At 50.6% G+C, this 23115-nt stretch carries 19 protein-coding genes; 8 read left to right on the top strand and 11 right to left on the bottom strand.

Going from position 1 to position 23115, the window contains the following annotated elements; all coding sequences use genetic code 11:
* A partial coding sequence (locus HGO37_RS26410) for a helix-turn-helix domain-containing protein (protein ID WP_285201091.1) occupies positions 1-109 on the bottom strand: 109 nt, incomplete at its 3' end.
* A gap of 297 nt (positions 110-406) precedes the next feature.
* Between HGO37_RS26410 and HGO37_RS22715 the strand changes: the two genes are divergently transcribed.
* On the top strand, positions 407-1144 hold the full coding sequence (locus HGO37_RS22715) for a hypothetical protein (RefSeq protein ID WP_250985362.1): 738 nt from the start codon (positions 407-409) through the stop codon (positions 1142-1144).
* 5 nt (positions 1145-1149) lie between these two features.
* Here the strand turns inward: HGO37_RS22715 and HGO37_RS22710 are convergent, their stop codons facing one another.
* The 4 genes from HGO37_RS22710 to HGO37_RS22695 all read right to left on the bottom strand — a co-directional run bounded on the left by HGO37_RS22710 (position 1150) and on the right by HGO37_RS22695 (position 6551).
* Positions 1150-2571 (bottom strand): ISNCY family transposase, encoded by a 1422-nt coding sequence (locus tag HGO37_RS22710; RefSeq protein WP_250985346.1) that lies wholly within the window; start codon positions 2569-2571, stop codon positions 1150-1152.
* Positions 2572-3071: 500 nt separating this feature from the next.
* Positions 3072-3617 carry a DUF429 domain-containing protein gene (locus HGO37_RS22705; RefSeq protein WP_250985345.1) on the bottom strand — a complete coding sequence of 182 codons (546 nt, stop codon included), beginning with the start codon at positions 3615-3617 and terminating at the stop codon, positions 3072-3074.
* Positions 3617-3964, bottom strand: a complete 348-nt coding sequence (locus tag HGO37_RS22700) for a hypothetical protein (protein ID WP_250985344.1) — start codon at positions 3962-3964, stop codon at positions 3617-3619. The genes HGO37_RS22705 and HGO37_RS22700 overlap by 1 nt, the downstream gene beginning before the upstream one ends.
* A gap of 1027 nt (positions 3965-4991) precedes the next feature.
* Positions 4992-6551: a PAS domain-containing sensor histidine kinase gene (locus tag HGO37_RS22695; RefSeq protein WP_250985343.1), complete on the bottom strand. Its 1560-nt coding sequence runs from the start codon at positions 6549-6551 to the stop codon at positions 4992-4994.
* Positions 6552-6736: 185 nt separating this feature from the next.
* Between HGO37_RS22695 and HGO37_RS22690 the strand changes: the two genes are divergently transcribed.
* The 3 genes from HGO37_RS22690 (at position 6737) to HGO37_RS26580 (ending at position 8830) form a co-directional block, all read left to right on the top strand.
* Entirely contained in the window at positions 6737-7486 is a 750-nt protein-coding gene (locus tag HGO37_RS22690) for an SDR family oxidoreductase (RefSeq protein ID WP_250985342.1), read from the top strand.
* Positions 7487-7575: 89 nt separating this feature from the next.
* Entirely contained in the window at positions 7576-8019 is a 444-nt protein-coding gene (locus HGO37_RS22685; protein WP_250985341.1) for a DoxX family protein, read from the top strand.
* A gap of 235 nt (positions 8020-8254) precedes the next feature.
* Positions 8255-8830, top strand: coding sequence for a response regulator transcription factor (locus HGO37_RS26580; protein ID WP_352230598.1), 576 nt, complete (start codon positions 8255-8257; stop codon positions 8828-8830).
* 159 nt (positions 8831-8989) lie between these two features.
* On the opposite strand, the gene HGO37_RS22680 is transcribed toward HGO37_RS26580, so the two are convergent.
* The 6 genes from HGO37_RS22680 to HGO37_RS22655 form a co-directional block, all read right to left on the bottom strand.
* Positions 8990-9748, bottom strand: coding sequence for a hypothetical protein (locus HGO37_RS22680; RefSeq protein ID WP_250985340.1), 759 nt, complete (start codon positions 9746-9748; stop codon positions 8990-8992).
* A 781-nt stretch (positions 9749-10529) separates the two neighbouring features.
* Positions 10530-11189 carry a response regulator transcription factor gene (locus HGO37_RS22675; RefSeq protein WP_250985339.1) on the bottom strand — a complete coding sequence of 220 codons (660 nt, stop codon included), beginning with the start codon at positions 11187-11189 and terminating at the stop codon, positions 10530-10532.
* 51 nt (positions 11190-11240) lie between these two features.
* The gene (locus HGO37_RS22670) at positions 11241-12509 is read right to left on the bottom strand and encodes a sensor histidine kinase (RefSeq protein WP_250985338.1); all 1269 of its coding nucleotides are present in this window, start codon (positions 12507-12509) and stop codon (positions 11241-11243) included.
* Between the two features lie 1117 nt (positions 12510-13626).
* The gene (locus HGO37_RS22665) at positions 13627-14040 is read right to left on the bottom strand and encodes a response regulator transcription factor (protein ID WP_250985337.1); all 414 of its coding nucleotides are present in this window, start codon (positions 14038-14040) and stop codon (positions 13627-13629) included.
* A gap of 314 nt (positions 14041-14354) precedes the next feature.
* Positions 14355-17021 carry a PAS domain-containing protein gene (locus HGO37_RS22660; RefSeq protein ID WP_250985336.1) on the bottom strand — a complete coding sequence of 889 codons (2667 nt, stop codon included), beginning with the start codon at positions 17019-17021 and terminating at the stop codon, positions 14355-14357.
* 134 nt (positions 17022-17155) lie between these two features.
* Positions 17156-17806 (bottom strand): response regulator transcription factor, encoded by a 651-nt coding sequence (locus tag HGO37_RS22655; protein ID WP_250985335.1) that lies wholly within the window; start codon positions 17804-17806, stop codon positions 17156-17158.
* Positions 17807-18112: 306 nt separating this feature from the next.
* On the opposite strand from HGO37_RS22655, the gene HGO37_RS22650 reads away from it, so the two are divergent.
* Genes HGO37_RS22650 through HGO37_RS22640 form a run of 4 tightly spaced genes read left to right on the top strand, consistent with a single transcriptional unit; the run spans position 18113 to position 23115 of the window.
* Positions 18113-19642 (top strand): ABC transporter substrate-binding protein, encoded by a 1530-nt coding sequence (locus HGO37_RS22650; protein ID WP_250985334.1) that lies wholly within the window; start codon positions 18113-18115, stop codon positions 19640-19642.
* The gene (locus HGO37_RS22645) at positions 19639-21264 is read left to right on the top strand and encodes an ABC transporter ATP-binding protein (protein ID WP_250985333.1); all 1626 of its coding nucleotides are present in this window, start codon (positions 19639-19641) and stop codon (positions 21262-21264) included. Before HGO37_RS22650 ends, HGO37_RS22645 begins: the two co-directional genes overlap by 4 nt.
* Entirely contained in the window at positions 21258-22121 is an 864-nt protein-coding gene (locus HGO37_RS26575; protein WP_352230597.1) for an ABC transporter permease, read from the top strand. Before HGO37_RS22645 ends, HGO37_RS26575 begins: the two co-directional genes overlap by 7 nt.
* Positions 22122-22125: 4 nt before the next feature.
* Positions 22126-23115: an ABC transporter permease gene (locus tag HGO37_RS22640; protein WP_250985332.1), complete on the top strand. Its 990-nt coding sequence runs from the start codon at positions 22126-22128 to the stop codon at positions 23113-23115.

Below are 23115 nucleotides of genomic sequence, written 5' to 3'. Positions count from 1 at the left end.
GGTCGCGACGAAGGGTGCGTGCGATCTCGGCCTGACTGATCTTCTTCTCATTCATCCGTGCGATGATGCGGCGTTCGTCCAAACTCAGCTGCACAAAAGAGCGGGCCATTCCATCCTCCTGAAACCAGGGGCATTATTGTCTTCGTTGCATTTGAAAATGGAATGTACCACGCTACAAACATTGTCAAAGCTGGATAGGGCTGCGACAGGGCCAGCCCGTTAGAGATGCGACACTGGCTCTGACGGTCAGCCCCCGACCGGACCGGCTGGGCGGGGTTGCAAGGGTAGGGAGGGGGCGGGTGATGAACTCGCTCTTCGGCTTTAGCTTCCTCAGTAGCAATTATCTCGTTGCCGGATGATAATCGTTTTGCACCTGCATCGGGCGGGTAGGGATCAAAGCGGCATGATGCTTCCGGAAATCAAGTTGCACGGTGACGTCGATGTCGCCGCGCTGTCACCACTTCTTCGCGGCATGCTGTTATCCGTCGCCTATGCTGACGGCGAAGGTGGCATAGGATTGACGGCGACCGGCGCGATGAACCGCAAGTTCGTGCATTGGGCCGCCGTGCACTTCCTCTGGCCCGACTTCACGGCCGTAGACCTCTACAGCATGAACAAAGTGCTGAACGAAAGCGACATGCCGCCGCTCTGGGTCGTGCGCGACATGACTCGTCATCTAAAACTCCTTCGCCGGAAAAAGAATGTGCTGCTGCCAACCAAACGCGGCCGGGAGTTCCTGATGAACCCGCAAGCCTTCTTCGATCTCGTCGCCACGGATTATCTCTATTCCTATGTCCATGACACCGAAAGGGAGGAGGAGGTCCAAGCTCGGTTACGTTGGTGGCGCATGCTCCTCAATCTTCTCAACATCAAGGCGAGAGAGGGCTGCACGCCATTGCAGATTGTAAAAATCCTCAAGCCAGACTTCGCCCCCCTGTCTGAGACCGAAATGACCCTGGAAGCCTGGGAGCTGAAATCCGATCTTCAGTATGGTGTCTTTCGACGCTTGTGCTGGCTGGGCCTGCTCTACGAGGCACGAGAGGGGCTCACGCTCCTCCAGGACGGATCCTTCCACAAGACGCCACTTTGGCCAGCGTGCCTGCAACTGGAGTCAGATACGCAGAGCGACATCGGCGTGCATTGAGATCGTTATTCTGCCGCCGGCTGCCTCATCAACGCTTTCTCTCGCCGTGCAATCACCGCCGGATCGTTCATGTAATCTGTCCTCGGCTTACGGCCACGCTTCTGATAGCCGTTACCCGTGCTGCCGTCCCGAATACCGAACATATGATCTTTCTGCCCGGTGCGCCGTGGTCCGCCCTTGCTGCGCTGCTGTTCTCTGCCGGTCTGCATCTCGGCAACAAGCGAAAGCATGTCATCCAGTCGCTTGTTGTCGACGACTTCAGCGCGATGCACCGAGCGCAACGTATCGAAGGTTCGATAGGGCAGGGCAAAGCTCTCATGCATGATCTCTAGCCGTCCGTCCGGATAGTCGCAGACGATCACCTTCTTACCCGCCAAAGGCGTGGAAATCTCGGTCGGATCGAGGATGAACAGCACCTTGTCATAGCGCAGCGTCAAAGCCTGCGACAGCGTGCGAACTTCCTTGCGACACATGGCGGCATCGAGGTTCTCGTGATCGGCCAATGGCCTGTGCATGTCCTTCGGATTGCGCGGCTCCTTGCCGAAACGCGCGTTGAAATCTAAAATGAACTCAGGCGCATAGGCGTTGGCTTCCTCGATCGTGTCGATGCCGCGAAGCCGCATCTCCTTGACCAGCCGGTCCTGCAGCGTCTGGTTGGCACGTTCTACGCGGCCCTTGGCCTGCGGGGTATTGGCGCAGATGATGTCAATGTTCAGCTCATAAAGCGCCCGGCCGAACTGCGTCAGGCCGCTCGTCCGGTCTTTCTTCGACGGGTGGAGTGAGCGAAAAACGCCGTGCTTGTCGCTGTAAAACGCCAGCGGTTTGCCCCATTGCTGCAAATAGGCCTTCGTCGCATGCAGATAGTCGAATGTATTCTCCGATCCGGCGAAGCGTAGATGCAGCAGCTTGCCAGTCGCGTCATCGATATAGACGAGCAGGGCGCATTTGGGGCCACGGTTCTCGAACCACCAGTGATGTGAGCCATCGATCTGCACCAGTTCGCCAAAGCAGTCACGTCGGCCGCGTGGCTGGAAAACCCGCTTCTTGCGTTCTCTGCGTGAGACCCAGATACCAGCCTCAGTCATCCATTGTCGCAGCGTCTCCTTGGCGACAGAGATATGGTGCAGCTCAATCAGCTTCTCACGCGCCAGTGTCGGACCAAAATCCAGATAGCGATCCCGGATCAGATCCAGCGCCGCATTGCGAAACTCTTCGCTATGGCGGCGGTTGCTCGGCCGCGATCGTTTCTTGGAAACAAGGCCGGCCGGACCATCCCGGTCATAGGCCTGCAGCAGCCGATGAACCTGACTTCGACTAAGACCGAGCTGTTCGGCTGCTTGGACAACGCTCAGGCGTCCATCATGGATCTTCTGGATAAGTTCGAGGCGATGCAATTCTTTCTGCGACATGGTGATCATAAAGGACATGACGACTCCGAACGCTCATGGTCTCAACCAGGCTGAAGATCGTCATCCTTGCTCCCAACGTTGGCTTTGACCAGTGCGACGAGAGGCGAGACTGTCGCATCTCTAACTGGCCCAACTGTCGCATTACTAAATAGCCCTTACATGCATAAATCGCATAACCTTGATTATGGAACACGCCGGTCATTTCAGAAGTGTTGCTTTTTACGGTAATGACCCTTTAAGCTTAAATAGCAAAAACCGTTAAAGGTCATTATGTTCGTTGCATTTCTTCGAGCCATGCTGCAGTTAGCAGCGACTGTTCGAGAGTAAGAAATGATGCCCGTCAATCTGAATACAATGTACCTTCCGCCATCGATACGCGGCCTTGTTTCTGTCAACTCTTATGGAACGCCAAGGTTCTGGGCGACTGTCTGGAGCGACGTCTTAAAGACCAGCCTCTCGGCTTCGACGCGCCGCAAGCACTTGTCGGCAATTGACCGCCTCTACCAAGCTGTCCACCGTCAACGCGGCAAATATTTCCCCATCTTCGATACTTTGTAGGGCAACCGTTTCTCGGCAAGCGCAAGTTCTATAATCGCTGGATGAGGATACACCTCGATGAGTGCGGGTCCGTCGATTTTGCAAGTCGCAAGGGAGTAACCGATGCGCTCAAATGCTTTTCGAAGGTCGTCGCTAGTTTTGCCTGGACGCAGTTCGCTGGGTGTATGAGTGATAGCATGCCGTGCACCATACGTTGACGATATGTTGTTATCCGAGGTCCCCCGCCCCACAATCGGTTCTAAGGATAGCGGCATGTCAATTGCGACTAGGGTAAGAGAGGAACTTAGCTTTCTCTCGGCAGCTTCAACCAAAGCGTCAGCATCGGGAACCGATCCTCTATGACGTAAAACTTCAATAGTAGGAACGTCCTCTAAAAAAGCTTCATAAGAGGCGGACGCTTTGACCAAGCGCCACTGGGTTCCGTCGTCAGCGAGCAAGGCGATTCCGCTAGGCTGAGAAAGCGTCCACGCAGCATCGATGCCGAGGACCGCACGGACCGTTTCCATCAACCACCAACCTTTTCCGTATTGAGAACCTCTGTAAGTTTAAGGCTAACGCCACTCTTCATTACGATGTTGAGTGTCCGGATCATGTCAGCACATTCTAGTAGCGTGGCGCGTTGTTTAGAGGTTTCGTGCGTATCCAAATCGGCGGCGGTTGAAGCTATTCTAATAATTGCGTCACCCGATGTGCCAAACTCAGGAATACCTACAATTGATCTGAGATCACGGATCACAACAACCGAGCGGAAAAGAAGGTCGGATATTACATCCGTTGTTGCAGAGTGCTCGCGGTTAGCATGCCACAGGAGCTCTGCGACGATCTTGGTTGTATCACAGTAAGATTGCTGCAAGTCTCATTCACTCCAAACGCGCTCGTTGATGCTCGGCATTGACGAGATTCGGAGCAAGGTACGGAAAACCAAAGACCACTTTTTTGCACCAACCGAGGGCGCTCTGCAAGAACCGTAATCCAGAACTTGCGACCGCTTCCAGATGGATATGAAGCGCGAACGGATTGCGGATTATCTCTAATCGCAACGGCCGTCAGAGTTTCCCAACGGCGGCAGAAACTGGATTATCGATGATCAACGACACAGGGAACATCTTCTTCTTTATGCTACGGCGATAACTCCTAAACCCACACACCATTGTATATCTGATCAGAATATCACTTTCGAAGTAATATTGGTTGTCGCTCGTTTCTCCAGCCCGATATTGGCGACATGCTCGGGAAATCTCCCTCCTCGCCCGAGCTGCGGACCGTTAGTCCGCATTGCCGCCCCGCCTTGGGGCGGCTTTTTTGTTTCTATTATACTTCCATGGCCACGCGACCTTTGCCGTGAAATGTCATAACCATTTGCGGCTCACACCAAGGAGCCGAAGGAAGCTCCGATGCGTCGCGCTAATAGACTGTTACTCTCGTGAAGCCTCTGAGCCGGGTGAAAAGTACACGCGCCTCATTACACCTCCGTATATCTGAAGTTTCGTACACAAAGAAAGTATGATCCCATACTTCACACACTCGGAGGGAATAAGATGCGAACTCGCCGTTACAAATCGCAGCAATCCTCGACTTCTGAATACAAACTCGCCGTCAACGCGATAACGTTTCTCGTTTTCGTTCTCTTGGCTTACCTGTTGATCTGTGTATCTACGGCAAAAACGCCGACCACTAATGGCTTCCCCTCAAAGGAAGCTTCGCAGAAACATGCATTGCGCATTCATGAGCTAGCTGCGATTTATTCTGCAATACAAGTTGCTTCTGGCCCGAAGTAACTGATGTTATGGGAGGTTTTCAAATTCCTAAGTAATACACCAACGACACATACGCCGATGAATATCGGATGGTAAATCTAATCGAGGATTTCGGAAGGCAACTCACGTTCGCGGTAGAGTAAATCCGATACTTGCACCAAGGCCCTTGTTTTCAGCATCTATGCGCCCGCCATGCTTGACGATGATTGTACGGCAGATGGCAAGCCCCATTCCCGTACCTTGTTGTTTGGTAGTATAAAAAGCGTCGAATACCCGCGATAGGTCAGCTATTCCACCCGAGTCGTCCACTACACAAATTCGAACGGTGTCATCAGTACAAACGGTTGCAACTTGAATAATCGGTCGCTCAATCCCAGCTTCGATCCCCGCTTCCAGCGAATTGCGAAGCAAGTTCATTAAGACTTGTCGAATTTGCAACGTGTCGACGACCGCCCACGGCTCACATTCATCAAGCTCCTGAACGACTATAGCTCTTCGCGAGGGATCGACGCTCATAAAAAGATGGCAAACATCTTTGATTATCGCGTGTATGTTTGCCCGAACTCTCTCTTGCTCGCCAAGTTGAAACATCGAACGCATGGTTTTGACTATTTCTGAGGAGAGTAATGCGTCCCTCAATACGTTTTCAGCACTAATTAGCGCTTTGTCGACGTTGGGAGGATTCGCGACCAGCCACCGCCGACACGCATCAGCATTCACGGCCAATGCAGCTAACGGTTGGCTGACCTCATGCGATATTGACGCGGATAGTTCCGCCATGGTGGCAATTCGGGCGACACGCTCTAGCTCACTCGTCGCTGTTTGAAGTTTTTCATTTCCGCGAACGTCGTCATCGATGTCGATTGCAAAACCATACCATCGTATGACATCGCCGTTCTCGTCCCTCAAGGGATGAGTGCGCCCCTGCAACCACCTATATCCACCATCGGTGCGCCTCCTATAGCGCTCCATCCACCCCTCACCCGTCCTCATGCTGGTGATTATAGCCTGCTCTAACCGTTCCTGATCATCAGGATGGATCACGGTTCGCATCACAGACATGATGGCCTCATGGGGGTCATCCATCGCAGGTACGACAAATCCAGGAAACTGTGCAGATCGCTGATTGAAGAACGTGACCTTGCCATCGAGCTCAGTCTCCCAAATAACGGCGGGAATTGTGCTCACCACTAAGCTGAGTTGATGTTCCCGATCCTCCAAAAACTTACGTGAAGCAACCGCTTCTTCGTAATCTTTGCGTGGCACCGTCACTAAACCGCGTTGATCAAGATACTCCGAGAACAAATCGTTGGTTATTGTCAGCACGCTCCCTAACCAGCACGAGCGTCCGTTATCCATTCGTAACGGCTTAGCGCTGATGTTCACCCACTGCTGAGCATCACAATTGCTTTTCAGCCGATGAACTGTACGGAATTCAGATTGCGCAAGATGTGATAGATACCAATCTCTGATCAACTTTGACAACTTGTCCGAAGCCAAGAACCTGAGGACTTTTCTTGTTTTGATAAATGTTAAGGCGGGTTGCTTGAGGAGCTCGGCCAGTGTCTTGCTCAGTACAAAGCATTTTTCGTTTGGAAAAAAAGCCCAGCCAGCACCGGGCATTGTTTCAATGTGACTGAAAATATTGTCATAGTTCACTTTTTGATGTCCAGGTGCACTCATCAGTCGCACTTACGCCCCCGCGTTCGGTCCATAGATCATCATAAATCCTGAACGCATCACCATAGGCAAGACAAGAATCTGACATCTGCGGTCAAGCTGCTACGAGGATGGCACATACCTGCGTATAGCTTGCTGTACCACCACGGCCCAGTAACTCTAGGACGAGAGAAATTTGGACGAGACAAATGAAGTATGTTGTTGTGGGTGGAACGGGCTTGATTGGCGCGAAAGTCGTAAAGGCATTGACCTCTCAGGGTCACATGGTGATTACGGCAGCGCCAGAGACCGGAGTAAATACGGTCACCGGTCATGGTTTAACCGAAGCGATGACTGGAGCCCATGCAGTATTAGACGTCACGAATTCACCTTCGTTTGATCCAGCCGCGATACTCAGGTTTTTCAAAGCGTCGACATTGAACCAATTGGGAGTGGAAAGACGAGCCCGAGTACCACACCATATTCTCCTCTCTATCGTTGGCACCGAGAAATTGGATGGCAATGCCTACTTCAAAGGTAAAAATCTCCAAGAAAAACTCGTTAGAACTTCGGGCAGGCCGTACACAATCGTTCGGTCGACACAGTTCATGGAATATTTGGGCACTATCGCCGACCTCGGTGAAACCAGAGGACAAATCCGGGTTTCAACCGCAAACGTCCAAATGATCGCAGCGGATGACTTGGTGGATGCACTTTGTAATGTTGTGACAGGCGACCCATTGAACGGGATCCTTCAGGTGGCGGGTCCAGACCGTGAACCAATGAGTGAAGTGGTGACGCGTTACCTCCTCGCCCGAAATGATATCAGAACTGTTAGCGCCACCCCAGATGCCCTCTACTTTGGTTCGAAGCTTGAACCCAATACGCTCGTTCCCGAGGGAAAGGCTTTGATTGGGAAAACACATCTTGATGACTGGCTCGGCGCAACTGCCACCTAACAGGCCGTAGAATTACGCCCCAAAGCAGCTCGATTACACGACCTCACACTAGTCGCGCTTTCACGAAGTCCAACTTAGGGATTCATCCGATGAGCACTACCCAGACTACATCCCACAGCGAGAAGATAAAATCTTACGACAAATCTTACGCTATCTCAGCACTCGTTGGACGTTTCCTTCTCAGTCCGATTTTCGTGCTTTCGGGCATTGGCAAGGTCACTAGTCATGAGACCTACCTCAGCTATATCGCTGCCTTTGGTATGCCGTTTCCTGTAATCTGGTTAATAGGCGCTATCGCGATAGAACTCGGTGGAGGCCTAGCTCTTGCTATCGGATTCAAGACGCGTACCGCGGCACTAATCCTGGCGCTATTTAGCCTGTTTACTGCCCTTGTCTTCCACAACGATTTCTCTGATCAGAACCAATTCCTACACTTCTGGAAAAACATCGCGATAGCTGGTGGACTACTGCAAGCAACCGCCTTTGGCGCTGGTATTTTTAGCCTCGACGGCTTTAGCACCCGAAGAAGATAGCCAGCTCGCCAATCGACATAAGTATGACCTACCTTCGAGAACAACGCATACGCCGCCCTTCATACCATCATGTCGTCTGCATAGGTCATACTCTTAAAACGAGCCAACAGCTGATTCAGCAGCTGACGGCTCGTCAGCAGTCTCGCATCATTTAATCAACCTGACCTCATCAGCATCTTTCCGAACAGCGAACGCGGATCGCAGTCACGAATGTATATTCAATCTCAACAATTGGATGAGTAAAGAAATGGATCAAGCAGAATACGTCGACACGGAGCGAGTGACCGAACCTTGTACGGTGATAATCGCGGATCCCTTTGTCGAGAAAACCGCCTCAATCGCCGCTGGCATACGTGCTCGCGGCATGCACGTTCTAACGTGTACTACCCTTAGAGACGCATTATCTGCCTGCCATGATTGTCGACCGTCTTTTGTACTGACGGAATTAAGATTTCCAGATGGTCTCGGATTGGAGCTCGTCAAATGGACCTCCGCTCAACTGCCGAAAACGAGAACAGTCGTACATACTTGGTTTGCAGACCTCCCGACCGCAGTTATTGCTGCAAAAATGGGAGCTTGCGATTTTGTACCAAAGCCCACGGATAAAGATTTCTTACTCAATATATTGCTACTTGGATCACGGAGTATCGCAATTGATTGTCGAATAGAGAGAGCCGATCGTATAAGGCAGGAGCATATTGAGCACGTCATGCGGTTTAACAGTGCAAACATCTCTAGGGCCGCACGGTATCTTCATCTGGACAGACGATCCCTCCAGAGAATGCTCAAACGATACGAAGCAGAAGCTTAATCCATTAAGACGAACTTGATCATTGCACAAAACCAATCCACCACCGCCAATTAAAGGTTGCAGGGATCGCGTAAATAAAGAACATCAGTTTAACGTCCAATTTTTCCTGTTACGTAAGGATATCTCTCTTCGTGAGTATTGACCGACTTACACTGCACCTTATCCATGTTTTTGACTATGATCACTCATGAGTTTTATCTTCCTCAAGAGCTCGCACACAATTTCGCAAAGCGGCCGCGCAAAAGTCTTAACGCAATCCTGGTGATGGTCGAACTCCCTCTCATCATACAGTCCACGCTCGATATCCAGCAGACGGCGAAAGGCAATATGCGAAATTCTCCAGCCTCCAGCAGTCAGAGGTAAAATGAACTTGGGTCCTGCGCCTTCGAACATAGGAGGAACTAAGTGTTCACTTAAGAACAGCGTAGTGCATTTTTCAAAGTCTCCAGACACGTCTCCAGTACGTACAGACCCAACAGCAATTATCACACGCTCGCGTTCACACTTCGCACGGTTTTCTTGCTCACTTATACTCGTGGTCGACGCCGTATCGTTTTGAAACGATTCGACAAATTTACCTGTGCAATCGTGGAAAAGTATTCGAAGGGTTTCTAGCTCAGACTTCAACGGGTGCTCACCGACTATCGAAACGATGCCACATCGGCTTATTGCATTGGCGACCTGCCAAATTACATCGTCCCAAACCTTAGCTTCGTAGCGATCGGTTCGGTTGCAATAGGCAAACGGAAACGGAATTGAACCTAATTGCTTCAGGTCCTCTGCGGAGCAATGTCGGATGTCAGAGACACTTCGACTTGCAAAGAACGCGGGACCGACAGATTCGCGGTGAGCCTTCTTATCGTTCGGTCTCCGAGATCGGTCACCATTTTGTTGCTCAGATGCGATCATCAACTCCATGGTTCACCCCCACTTGATAACCCGGCAATCTTATACTTCCCACTGTTATTGAGGGAGTATACGGACGTGTGTCTATCGAACTCCGAGACGACATTGAGTAACGGTGGAGTTAAGGCGTGATTAAATTTTGCCCGATGGAAGCCGACCTAAGCGTTAGGCCGCACCGCTGCCTTCACCAGAGATGGCCACCCATGGCGTAAAGCTCATGCGTAGATTGGCAAAATAAATGAAGCAAGCTTGCAGCACTGAGGTGAACAACTCTAGTAGCAGGTCGCTCCAGCGTGAAAAATTAGGATGTGTTGCGCTCATAGGCCGATTGCTGACTAGACTTCTAAGAAACCATGAGCGCTTTCGCGAACGGCACCCCTTTTGTCTTCAAATTCAGTCATGCCAGATCATTAGGTATACACCGGTCTATATAGATCACTTTACAGCTTAGTGTATCTTAGTCCTTGCAGTTCGACACTATGTAGACCGCCTCTACATACTGAGATTAGGCCATCCCCCTCGCAAGCCATCTCATGCGAACAGCAACCCAAAGCGGGGTCGTCCATCCCCCAGGTCGACCCCGCTCTTCTTTTCACTAGGACGAGCTGGGCTACCTACTAAATTGACTGACCAATCAATTGTGTTGTTCTCAGTCTGACAATATAAAAGAAAATTGTGACTGGTCGGTTTAGAGATACACCTGACAACATTCGTAGCTAGTTCTAGCGACGCTATTTCCAGCACCACGATAAATAACGACCGGTGCGCGACGTGGCTATCGACCGCGTCCCTTTCAGTTATGTTGGTTCAAAACAGTCGGATCGGCGGCACCTAATAGATCATAACGTCGTACTAATTCACTTAACGTACGGCATTCCATCTTTTTCATCATTCTACCGCGATGCAACTTTACCATTATTTCACTGATCCTAAGTTCCCACGCGATTTGTTTGTTTAGCAGACCATCCGTGACGTATTTTAGGACTTGCCTCTCACGTGGCGTCAGTTTTTCGAAGCAGCGATTTGCCAGTTTGAGATTTAGTCGATCGGTCCTTCGCTCCCCATAGAGATCGATTGCCTTGATGGCTGCAGCGATCATAATGTCACTGTCAAAGGGCTTCAGGAAAAAATCTGTCGCTCCGGCTTTCATCGCATCCACCGAGATTTTTACATCTTCAAACCCTGTTATAAACATAACGGGATGGCTGCACCCCATTTCGAACAGTCTGTGTTGAAGTTCTAGTCCACTAAGGTCAGGCATGTTGACATCGAGAAGTATACAGCCAGGACGTTCAGGGTTAAAACCAGCAAAAAACTCGATAGCACCATCGAAAGCCACTGCATGCATATCGAAGGATCCGAACAGATCAACAAGTGATCTGCGAATTGGTTCTTCATCATCGACGATTGTGATCAGCGGAACCATGTCGTGCATTTCTGAACCATTCAACATCTCATCTCTCCCTAATATTCAGACCGACTGAAGGAACTCGCCTGTTCTTTTTCAGGCGGTAGCGACAGGCAGCCAGGCCTCAAATACTGCTCCCCCACCAGCAACGTTCGTGACGGAGATTGCTCCGCCGTGGCTTTGCAAAATGGAACGACATATCGAAAGTCCCATGCCCATCCCCTCCTTGCGGGTCGTAAAGAAACTCTCAAATATCTCCACCGCAAGGCCGTCCGGTATGCCAGGACCACTATCAAGCACTTCTATGAAAACCCGACCATTATCATACCGGGTCGAAACCCGAATGAAGCCCGCCTGATTATCCGATCGCTCAATCGCCTGCATCGCGTTGATCACGAGGTTGACCACCACCTGTTGTATCTGGACCGGGTCAGCCTCAACATTCGCACACGCCGCCGCCAGGACACTTGTAAGCTTCACAGACCGGCGGGTTGCCTCCTTCTTCACGAATGTTAGGGCACCTGCCACTAGGCGATTAACGTCGCAGTGCTGTCTCTCGGACATGGTCTTGCTTGCCATTTCCTGAACCCGCTTGACGACGTCATTGGCGCGACTAACGCTTTCTTCAATTCTGTCAACAAGCTCTCGGACCTTGGGGAGGTTTGGATCGCTCCGCGAAAGCCAGCGCGCAGCAGTAGCGGCATCATTCGCAACGACGGACAGCGGTTGCCTTACCTCATGAACAATCGCGCCGGAGAACTCACCAAGAATCGATAATTTTGAGAAATGTGCGAACTCAGATTCCATCTTTCGGAGCTCTCTCTCGATACGAACTTGCTCAGTCATGTCGATAATCATTAGTACCGACGTGTCAAAGTTTGAGGCGTCTTGTGGGAAAGACACCATGAGAGCAGCGTCAACAATACGTCCGTCGAACGTTCTGATTTTGAGCTTTTGGTAGTGATTTGGACGACCACGAAAATGCGCGGACATGACGTTTGATGATGCTTCGGGTGTTCCTGCAAAAACGTAGGCAACAGGCGCAAGTAGCTGTGAGGATTCCGTTGCTCCAAAAAGCTTTAGCGCTACATCATTTACTTCTCTTACAACTACCGAATTGTTAGCCATCTCGACAAGATGGGGGTTTCCCAAAAGGAAAGCATCAATGTCGTCCACGCCACTGCGTTTTAGGTTGGAGAAAGTCTCCTCAACCTCGCTAGCATCGACCTGCAGCACCGCAGCGGGCACATTGTTGAAAAGTGTACGGTAGCGGGCCTCGCTAACCTGAAGCTCCTCTAACCTTCTGCTCACTTCGCTTAGACTGGTTGGGTCAACGTTCTCTTCTGCAAACGCGCTTACATTCATGAAAATCACTCCCCCGTTCATTCGCTTTCGCGGAAATCAGGGATTGAAAACCGATATCCACGCTGAATCCAACTATCGAAAATGTAAGACAGCCCACACCGATCGACTGCGATTACGAACATTGTTTTGAAAAAATTTGATGAAAAATCTAGGTTTGTATTCTGTGTTCAAACGTGGCATGCCCCCGGTATAGGTATCGCACTCCTTTTCCCTCGGCTGGTCCCTACGATCGGCATAGGAATTTTCGACGACGTCAGAACTCGAGTCTGAAAATGCGGTCGTCGCCCGTGCCAACGGCGAGCGTAAGGAACTCCACCTGCATAGCCTTCTGAATTGCAAACTATAAAACGCAACCAATGCGTTTCCTTGGACAAAGTATATAGTCCGCAAAGAGCGTCGCCAACCTAGCTGGTAGGTTAGGTTGAAACACAATGTCTTCCTCTCTCAATTGTCGATGACTGAAATTGATCAGTGGATGCCGCACTTTCAGCCGTCAAATTCATCGAGGATAACCATCCCAAACACACATAAAGACCAGGGTACACCTACGTATGCTAGTTCAGCACTACATCGCCACTTAGTGTGTTCCTGAACCGCATTATCGGTAAGAAATCGATGTTGCTGCCTGTAGTAACGGGAGAAAGAAATGACGGTCTCTCAGACATCCCAACCGCAATCATCTGTACTCGATACATCTCCCGCGTGCCCACTTTCTGTTACTGGTTGTCGCGTCGAAGACAGCGAGCGACGCGAAAACTCTGGGAAAGAGAGTGGACACAGTACGTCAACTTGCCTCGAAATAACCGTCATGGATCTTATCCAAGATCCCTTAGTCGATCTCGTTAATCGTGCTGACGGCGTCAGCAATGAAGCATTCGCAGAGTTGTTGTTAAGTGCTGCGCGGTGGCAGGGCCGAAGGTCACACAAGTGAAGTGTCCAGCAAACACCTTAAACGTTGTTGGCGATTAACCTGAATGCATTTTGGCAAATTGCCCGGCCACGCGCCGATATATGGCACCCAGTTTCAACAGCACATCGTAGCCACGCTCCTGAGAACACATCTCAATTAAAGAATGCTCGGATCCGTGCCGCCAAACTGATCAAAAGCGATCAGCATTCATACTGGCACATCACTACCCCTACCTACGACCTTTTGGATCAGTTGCAGAAGAAGGTGGGTATCAATTGGCTTGGGTAGAAACCCCGCCGCACCTAATTTGAAGGCATTGGCCTGCATCTGCTTGTCAGCGTACGATGTCATGATCAGGATCGGCGGACAATTTGGGTAGGATTTAAGCAAGCCGAGCATTTCTATACCCGAGGTTCCCGGCATCCTGACGTCGGCCAAAATGCACCCTACAAATCTATACCGTTCGCTTAGCAGGAAGACGTCTGCTGAACTAAATAACTCACTGGAAATCCCTGCTGTGTCCAGGAAATCCTTGATCGAGTTGCGTAGGTTGATGTCGTCTTCGATGATAGCGACATGCGCTGCACAGGAGCCTGACATTTGAAATGCATCACTTTTCAACGAGGGATTTCGGATGTGCGAGGCATAAGCAGAAGGCTAAAAGTCCTCGCTCGCTTGTTGGTTAGTATGAGGCTGGAATCCTAATAACGGCAGGTTTGTGGTTGTCTTACTTCGTGGTCATAAAAGAATTAATCTGTAAGCTTTCCACGTTATCGTCAACAAAGATGGTTCACAATACGTCCAACACCTACACCCGTTTCGGCCCATCTAAAGTTTATCGAAGTCACCTGCGACGATGTTGGCGGATAGCTACCGGTCAACATAGCACAGCTGAGAGTAGCATCTTTCCCATAGCTTAACTTTCACCGGCTCGATCACTGCCGATCATTCTTTACGGATGTCGTACGTACGATCATTTCACCATCGAAAGAGCGCTTTGTCTGCCCCCCGTCTATGGGAAGCGTAAAACTAACGACCGCTCCACTCTTGCCACGGTTGGCAGCGCTTAGTTGGCCACCGTGAGCTTCGATTATAGACCGGCAGATCGCAAGCCCGATACCATGTCCTTCGACTTTTGTTGTATAGAAAGCGTCAAATGCCTTTTCTGGAGCCGCAAAGCCAGGTCCGTTGTCACGAACAGACACTTTCAGTATCTCTCCCACCAAATTATTGGCCCGAATTTCAATGGATGGTGCGCGAATTTTGGTTCCTTCGAAAGCCTCAATACTGTTCTTCAGCAGATTTAAGACAACTTGCTCAATCTGCATTCGGTCGGCCAGAGCGTCGGGAAGATTTCCATCAAGTATGATATTCAACTTAATTTTTCCTGCGATTAAGCTATCCGCAAGGGAACTCTTCACGTACTCGATTACTGATCTAAGCGAGACGGGATCGCGTCTATACGCAGATTGAGAAAAAATTGTGCGAATTCGGTTGACTACTTCCGCAGCAACCTCCGCATCTCGGACGATCCATTCTGCGGTACGTATCGCACGCTCAAAATTTGGTGGTTTGGCATTCAACCAGTTCTTAAAAGCCCTGACATTCGATACGACGCCCTGCAGGGGCTGATTTAGATCGTGGGCTATAGAGACTGAAAGTTCAGAGAGACTTACTGTCCTTGAGGCCCTAGCCAATCGGTCGTCGGCAATTCGAAGTGCCTCACGAGCTTTCACTTCATCGTCGATGTCCAGATTTACTCCGTACCACTGAAGCACCTTGCCATCATCGTCCAAGAAAGGCTCACTACGGTCTTCGATCCAACGATAGACGCCGTCTACTCTGCGCTGTCGATAGCGCATAGCGTATGCCTTACCTTTCTGGCGAGCAGTAGCCCAACTTCTTTCGACGGCCTCTTTATCATCAGGATGGACAAGGTCGTTCGTTGCTAAGTTCATTTTAGTCCGTGCGCCCTCGGTTTGGTGAAACGCAACGAGCCCATTGTTGTCAACCAGTCTCTTGTTCACATAAACCGGATGTCCTTCGTCGTCAGAAAGGACAATCCCAACGGGCACACTATCAATCAAATTTTGGAGATAGCGTTCGCTTTCCCGCAGTGCAGTCTGGGCTCGCACTTCATCTTCGATATCAATAGAAACGCCGTACCAACGGATTATGGCACCTGCCTCATCTCTCAGAGGTTCGACGCGCGTGTCTAACCAGCGAAACTGTCCATCTTTTCTGAGGAGCCTACCTTTTGTATGGAGGGCAGTACCATGTTCGAATGCATTCTTGAACTCTGCGGAAATACGCTTGTTGTCATCTGGGTGGATCAGTTCTGCATATGTCGGGCGCGTACCTGACTGTTTTGTCAGATCCTCTTTTGGTTCGATACCCGTCCACTCGACCATGCGCTCATTAAAGTAATAAACGAAACCGTCCCCCGACATCAGCCAAATAAGAGATGGCACGGTGTCGACGATTAATCGTGTTTCCGTCTCGCTTCGTCGCAATGCATTCAAAGCCTCGATCTCGTCATTAATGTCGAGTAAGACTCCGTACCATTGGACTATGTCCCCTTCCCTATCCAATAGGGGTTGAACAGTGACGTTCGTCCACCGGTATGCCCCATCTGCGCGTCTGTTCCGATACTTCAGACGAAAGGACTTGCGTGCAGAGAAGCGCCGATTCACGGTCTCCTGTACCTCGCGCTGCTCGTCAGGATGGACAGCAACCATGAGAAGATTATCTAACCCGTCTCTCTCCAGTTGCTCTTTTGATACACCGAACCAATCGACCAGTTGCTTGTTTACATACGCGGTCTTGCCATCAGGGTATGCACGCCAAATAAGAGCCGGAACGGTATCTGTTAACTCACGTAATTGCTGTTCACTCGCCTTCAACGCCGCCTCAGCGTCTTTTTTATCGGTTATATCCACCGTTGATCCATACCAGGCGGTGATTTCGCCATTTTCGTCTCGCGAAGCAATCGCAGTGTCACGAAACCATCTGTATGTGCCGTCGAAACGCCTGACTCGTTGCTCATCGATCAGGGGCTCACCTGTTTTCAGGCTGTTGTGCCACAATGCGATACTTCTCGCTCGGTCATCTGGATGGATAAATGGCTCCCACCATGCGGTATTGGTGCCTTCCATACGCTGCTTCATTTCTTCTGGCGTGATCCCGACAAATTCTGTGGCAGCAGGGTTGACAAACCGCATTCGTCCGTCTGGGTAGGCCGACCACCCTAGACCAGGAATGTCCTCTAGGGTCGGCCGCACCGTTTTGTAAACTTGATCGTAAAATGAAATCGAACGATATGACGATATTACAGCCCAAATTCCAAACGTGGTAATGGCGTAAGCCATCCATCCACCAACATTCGCTGTAGCCAAAACACCCTCTGCCCATAGAAGAGCAGCGGCTGCGATACTCATCCCAAACGCAGTTGCTGCGCCCCACCTCCAACCGAAGCAAATTGTGGCAAATGCCACTGCGACCAAAAGACCGACTGGCTCATTCAGTATGATTGCGGCTCCAACGCCAACTGCACTAGCTGAGATAGCAAACAACCGACGCTGCTGAGAGGTTTGGAAATCCATCATGCCTTCCAGGAATGATGCGAGGACGCACCGGGCTAAGATAGCGGATCAACTAGTGATTAAGATTAGGCTATACCCTGCAAACTCTGCTCGAAACCTATCTCATAGTACAGGTGTCAACTACAGATTGTTCTTCACTCAATCATTTCGCGTATATGCGAGGGTAGAGACTGCCAAGCATTAAACAGTTGATTGAAAGTGATAACCTGCATCTTTTTCATCATATTGCTTCGATGAAGCTTCACTGTGACTTCTGAAATCCCCAGCTCAAATCCAATTTGTTTGTTGAGACGCCCTTCGACGGCGAACCGGAAAACTTGTCGTTCACGTGGAGTGAGAGTTTCATAAAGTGTGACATGTTTTTGGGCATTCACCTCGGATGCCCGTCTAGCTGAGTCAGCGTTGATAGCCCGAGAAACTGCGTCCAAGAAAGTTTGGTCACGAACTGGCTTGGTAAGAAAGTCGAACGCGCCAGATTTCATTGCCTCAACACTCATGGCAATGTCACCATGGGCCGTCAAAAAAATGATCGGAGTGTGATTTCCCTGCTTTAAAAGATAATCACGCAAATCCAAGCCACTCAGGCCGGGCATGCGAACATCCAAAACAAAGCAGCCAGGTCGATCCGGCAGTGTGGCTTCGATAACTTCTCGCGCAGACGAAAATGACACAGTAGCTATTCCGACAGAACAGAGTAAATTCTCCATCGCTTGTCGCACGTGAGCGTCATCGTCGACTAGCGCCACGATTGGTAGTTCCGAGGGTCGCGCGTCAGCTTCCTCCATGATGTATCCTCGTACAGTAGTTTGCGGCAAAATTCACCAGCCGGAAATCTGTAACAAGGGACTAGCTTTTTTGAAACCCTGCCAAAATCGATCAATGCCGCTGCTCTGGTATATCGACGGCGCTATGAACGCAAAACCTTTGAAATTCAGGCAATCCTCGTGCCTCTGAGATAGAATTTTTGGTGCGATTTGTTCAAGCTCATTGATGCGGCTGAACTGTATTCTGCGCAGCTGTGGATGCTAAATTGTATCGAGAATGCGCTCGGTTCGTTAGTGCGCAGCGGAATTGAGCTCAGGATGATATTAATGGCTTTACGTAAGTTGGCGTTCGCAACTGCTCGTTTTCTTGTCAGTTTTTTTGCTATGTCGCTTCTAGTCCATCCAGCGATGTCGCAGGATGTGCTGCGTGTGCCACAACTTACTGATATCGCTACATTCGACCCTGATAACGGTTTCGAAATTGGAGCGATGAGCGCGATCAATAACGTTTATGAAGGTTTAGTTGAGTATCAGCCTGGGACAGTGACCATTGTCGGAAGGCTGGCCAAGTCTTGGCGAATATCAGGAGACGGACTCGAGTACGTTTTTGATTTGGTGGAAGGTGTAAAATTCCATGACGGGTCGGCAATGACAGCTGACGACGTGGCAACATCTTTCGAGCGCCGACGCGATGGAGGTCTCGCGCTCTCGTACTTCTTGGCAAACGTCGCTAAGATAGAAGCGACAAGCCCACTGACCTTGAAGGTGGTTCTCAAGCGCGCGCAACCATCATTTCTGGATAGTCTAGCCAGCCCTTGGGGGCCAAAAGTGATCAGCCCAAGAGCTCTTGCTAGACATGATGCAAGCGACCGGGCCAGCAATTGGCTCAACGAACACGCCGATGGAACTGGCCCGTACGCACTCGCGGAGTTCAGTCGCGGGGACAGATATGTTCTAAAGAGGAACAACAACTACTGGGGAAGGAAAGCGTTTTTTGAGGAGGTTCAAATTCCGGTTATTCCCGACATAAGTCAGCAACTCCTACAATTGCGCTCAGGGGATATCGACGCTGTCCCCACCGGCTACCCCATCGCTCAACTTCCTGGTTTGCCCGACGGCCTTACGATAACGTCGACGATGAGTGTAAGCCTCTATACGCTATTTGCGAAGCCAGGCTCGCCACTTGAAGACTCCGAGATCAGAGATGCCATTTTGACCGCGGTAAACCCCGCTATCTGGTCACAAGATGCATTTGGCCAATATGCTACCGTTGCGAAATCCATTTATCCAAACGTCGTGATGAATCCCAACGCACCGATTATTTTCCCGACCAACATTGACCGTGCGAAGGAGATCATCACGCGCAAGGGACCAGTCAACCTTGTTATCGGGCTCCATAGTGCTGCGACGGGATACCAGCTTGTGTCAAACTTATTAATTACTCAGTTGGCGTCGATAGGCGTTAAGGCAACCGCCTATTCTCTACCACCGGGCGCTGCGTTCAATTTGAAGGATGCAACAGTACAGCCCGACCTCCTTCTAACAATAGCTGGTCCGGATGCAGCGGATCCAGAAAACCAAGCGAAGGCTTTCTTCACCAAAAATGCACCAGTCAACTTCTTTGGGCGCTACATAGACGAAGCAGATCAACTCATTAGTGAGGCCGGGGAACTTGCAGCCGGATCAACGAGGAACGCTCTTTACGAACGGGCGGGCCAGTTAATATTTGACGCAGGGATAGCAATCCCTCTTGTCGAGGTTCAGGACATCGTCGTGCATACCGACCAAATTCATGACCTAGGCGTAAGACCGGTATACCCGCCTGGCAACATAGACTTCGGAAGCATTCGAAGATGAGTGAGAGTGTAACGGAAGGAAGTGATGCTATTCCCTCGCCTACGCTCGAGATACGTAATTTACGTGTTTCGATGTCCAGAGGCGGTCAGCGCCACACCATACTGGAAGACCTGAATTTTTATGCACGTGCCGGGGAGATTACCGCCGTGATAGGAAGGAGTGGATCGGGTAAATCGACTCTCGCACACGCCATTCAAGGATTGTTGCCAGACACCAGCGCACCTAACGTTACCGGGTCAATTCTGATCAATAAAAATGAAATCGTTGGTGCAGGAAACAAACATCTTAGGTTTGCACGACAGAGACTTGTGAGGGTTATCTCTCAAGATCCGTTAGACGCCCTCAACCCCACTATGACCTTACGACGCCAGATGACTGAAACCTGCGATGAACTTGTCGCGAAGAATAGACTTGAGTGGGCGGGCATAATTGATGTTGAACGTGTCCTTAAGAGTTTCCCACATCAGATTTCGGGTGGAGAGAGACAGCGGGTGCTTATAGCAATGGCTACCGCAGCGAAGGTAGCAGTGGTTGTGGCAGACGAACCCACGACAGGCCTAGATCCTGAAAACAAGGTTAGGGTTATTGAGCTTCTCCGGGCACTAGCGGACGAAGGTGTGGCCGTTGTTCTGAATACACATGACCATGTCGTTGCGAAAACAGCAGACATTATTGCGTTAATGGACAATCGGCGCATCGTCGAATACGGACCGATTGCGAAAGGGCTTTCTCCCTATCTCAACCATTACGCGGGCGAACTACCCGCCCCCCAAAGCGAAGGAGAAATGGGGCGGCCGGACCCTCTCCTGCTACTGAGCAAAGTCAAAAATGATACTACCGGCGTCCCCGTTTCAAGCGTCGTCGAAAAAAAAATAACTGTGACGCGTTCATTATGCGGTGCTGATGACGCCATTTTGGAGATGCGTTGCGTCTCAAAAGCGTTTCATTCAACCGGTCTATTCGGATCGAAGTCTGTACACGTGCTGAATGCGATCGATATGTCCGTAAGTGTTGGTGAGTGCGTGGCACTAATAGGAGACAGCGGAGCAGGAAAATCAACGTTCCTCAAAATTGCGGCGGGAATGCTTCGACAGGATTCGGGAACGGTTGCTTGGAAAGGTCAATCTAGTCCACAAGTTGTCTTCCAAGACCCCAAATCCTTCCTGAACCCCTGGGTTCCGATTGGAGAACAGATCGTGGAAGGATTGAGATCCAAGAGGATCGACGTTGCGGCTCGGAACCGCCGCCTTATGGAAATGCTCGATTTTGTTGAGCTCGAGGGATCCCTTTATGACGCTTTACCATCAGAACTTTCCGTCGGACAATGCCAGCGCGCGGTGATTGCCAGGGCACTTGCAGTTTCGCCTCAACTCCTTCTTTGTGATGAGCCAATCAGTGCGCTGGATACTCCACTCGCTGCCTCAATCCTAAGTCTCATTGGACGCATACGCCGTTCGTACGGCACGGCAATTATTATAGCGACCCATGACCTTGCCGCAGCTAGGATGGCCGCGGATAGAGTGTACGCGCTACGAGGCGGCAAGTTGCACTCTTTGATCGACATGGCAGAGCCGTATCCCGAATACTCCATCTCACCTCTTCAAGTTACTGCGCAATGTTAAGAGCAGCGAGAAATAGACCTGCTAAAAATACTGATCCCACCAGGAAACTACCGGCACGGAAACGAATTGACGGTTTTGGTGCCGTCGGCCTCTTTGGGTTGCTGCTTGTCACAGTGGTTGCGCTGCTACCGGATTTGTTTACACCATTCGACCCGCAACTGCGTGTCGCTCAAGCTCTGCTTCCTCCGTCAACTGTGCACTTGTTCGGTACTGACGAGATTGGTAGAGATCTCTTCTCGCGTGTTGTTCTTGGCGTCAGATACACTTGGATTCCAAGTTTAATAATCGTGGCAGTGAGCTTCGTGCTTGGATCAACGATTGGGCTTGTTTCAGGGTTCTTTGGCGGATGGATCGATATCATCCTCCAAAGGGTCACCGACATCTTCTTCATAGTGCCGTCAATGCTTTTTGCTATCGCTTTTGCGGCAGTTTTGGGACCCGGAATCGAGCACACGGTGTTGGCCATAACGATGTGCTGGTGGCCTTGGTACACGTGGATCGCTCGAGATGAACTTAGGCGCATACATGCTTCACCTCATTACGCAGGAGCTAGAGTGGCTGGCGCGACCAAAGCGCGGCTCTTATTTAGGTATAGCGTGCCAGGGGTCATTCCGTCCTTGATCGTTGCAGCAGGCGTGGATGTATCCAATGTAGTAATGACGCTATCCCTCATGTCATTTCTAGGCCTCGGCGAGCCGAATCCCGCGCCCGAACTAGGAGCGCTCGTTTCCAGATCACTCGATAGTTTGGCCACATTCTGGTGGTTGCCGATCCTACCGGCGGTCGCAATTTTCTTTATATGTCTCTCCGCCAACCTATTGGGCGATGGTATTCGCCACATGCTCAAGGGACGATAGGGAGTTGGCATATTTAGTCCGAAAACTCTTCAATGGGCTTATTGCACTTCTTGCCATGACGTTCATCGTCTTCGTTCTGCAGAGCGTAATACCCGCTGATCCCGCTCGCTTGATCGCCGGTCCGGCTGCACCAACGGCCACGATTGAAGCGCTCCGGATGAAACTTGGGCTCGAAGAACCGATTGGTTCGCGGTACATCAAATTTCTCGTAGGAGTAGCGCACGGCGATTTTGGAACGTCCGTTCGAACACGTCAGCCTGTGTTGGCCGATATCTTAAAGTATTTGCCTGCGACACTGGAGTTAGCGTTTGTCGCAATGTCAATTGGTGTACTTTCTGCCATTGGATTGGCCGTACTACAGGCGACATATCCTTCAGTGCGTCTACTTCGCGTAACATTCGTTGGCCTTGGGGCGGCACCAGTGGTCCTCACGAGTTTACTGCTCGTATATTTTATTTGGTTTAAACTGGACTGGCTGCCAGGGTCGGGGCGGCTGAGCGTAAGGGGTTACACCGGCCCTACTGGCTTTTATCTAATCGATACTCTCTTATCCGGTGATTTGCCTCGATACGTCGATGCACTTCGTCACCTCATATTACCAGCCATTGCACTTGCTATTCCGATCACCGTAGCCGTAGGCCAGGTTCTATCCAGCTCACTTCTTGACGTATTGCGGCAAGGCTACATAAGGACTGCAAGGGGCAAAGGGCTATCTATGGTCGTCGTTATCCTACGACACGGCCTGCGAAATGCAGCCAATGGGGCTCTTACGATGGGCGGACTACAGGTCAGACTTTTGTTTGGAAATATGCTCATCGTGGAACGCATTTTTGGATGGCCAGGACTGGGCTTCTATATGGTACAAGCGCTCGCCTATTCAGACGTTCCAGCGATACTCGGCATCGCTTTGCTCCTGGGTGCATTTTACGTCATGGTGGCGACGGTGGTCGAAATTACGCAGAGAATTGCGGACCCTAGAATTGCTGTTGATTGA

Origin of the sequence: Rhizobium sp. CG4, from assembly GCF_023701965.1 — a bacterium.
Taxonomy (GTDB): Bacteria; Pseudomonadota; Alphaproteobacteria; order Rhizobiales; family Rhizobiaceae; genus Agrobacterium.
Note: the sequence above shows the minus strand (reverse complement) of the source record. Positions and strands in the feature narration are given on the sequence as shown.

What these genes read in the sequence shown, in the direction of transcription:
- HGO37_RS22660 (WP_250985336.1), bottom strand. Translation starts at nt 17,021, where the DNA reads ATGGATTTCCAAACCTCTCAGCAGCGTCGGTTGTTTGCTATCTCAGCT.
- HGO37_RS22675 (WP_250985339.1), bottom strand. Translation starts at nt 11,189, where the DNA reads ATGTTGAATGGTTCAGAAATGCACGACATGGTTCCGCTGATCACAATC.
- HGO37_RS26575 (WP_352230597.1), top strand. Translation starts at nt 21,258, where the DNA reads ATGTTAAGAGCAGCGAGAAATAGACCTGCTAAAAATACTGATCCCACC.
- HGO37_RS22650 (WP_250985334.1), top strand. Translation starts at nt 18,113, where the DNA reads ATGGCTTTACGTAAGTTGGCGTTCGCAACTGCTCGTTTTCTTGTCAGT.
- HGO37_RS22680 (WP_250985340.1), bottom strand. Translation starts at nt 9,748, where the DNA reads ATGGAGTTGATGATCGCATCTGAGCAACAAAATGGTGACCGATCTCGG.
- HGO37_RS22670 (WP_250985338.1), bottom strand. Translation starts at nt 12,509, where the DNA reads ATGAATGTAAGCGCGTTTGCAGAAGAGAACGTTGACCCAACCAGTCTA.
- HGO37_RS22655 (WP_250985335.1), bottom strand. Translation starts at nt 17,806, where the DNA reads ATGGAGGAAGCTGACGCGCGACCCTCGGAACTACCAATCGTGGCGCTA.
- HGO37_RS22715 (WP_250985362.1), top strand. Translation starts at nt 407, where the DNA reads ATGCTTCCGGAAATCAAGTTGCACGGTGACGTCGATGTCGCCGCGCTG.
- HGO37_RS22685 (WP_250985341.1), top strand. Translation starts at nt 7,576, where the DNA reads ATGAGCACTACCCAGACTACATCCCACAGCGAGAAGATAAAATCTTAC.
- HGO37_RS22705 (WP_250985345.1), bottom strand. Translation starts at nt 3,617, where the DNA reads ATGGAAACGGTCCGTGCGGTCCTCGGCATCGATGCTGCGTGGACGCTT.
- HGO37_RS22695 (WP_250985343.1), bottom strand. Translation starts at nt 6,551, where the DNA reads ATGAGTGCACCTGGACATCAAAAAGTGAACTATGACAATATTTTCAGT.
- HGO37_RS26580 (WP_352230598.1), top strand. Translation starts at nt 8,255, where the DNA reads ATGAGTAAAGAAATGGATCAAGCAGAATACGTCGACACGGAGCGAGTG.
- HGO37_RS22690 (WP_250985342.1), top strand. Translation starts at nt 6,737, where the DNA reads ATGAAGTATGTTGTTGTGGGTGGAACGGGCTTGATTGGCGCGAAAGTC.
- HGO37_RS22645 (WP_250985333.1), top strand. Translation starts at nt 19,639, where the DNA reads ATGAGTGAGAGTGTAACGGAAGGAAGTGATGCTATTCCCTCGCCTACG.
- HGO37_RS22710 (WP_250985346.1), bottom strand. Translation starts at nt 2,571, where the DNA reads ATGTCCTTTATGATCACCATGTCGCAGAAAGAATTGCATCGCCTCGAA.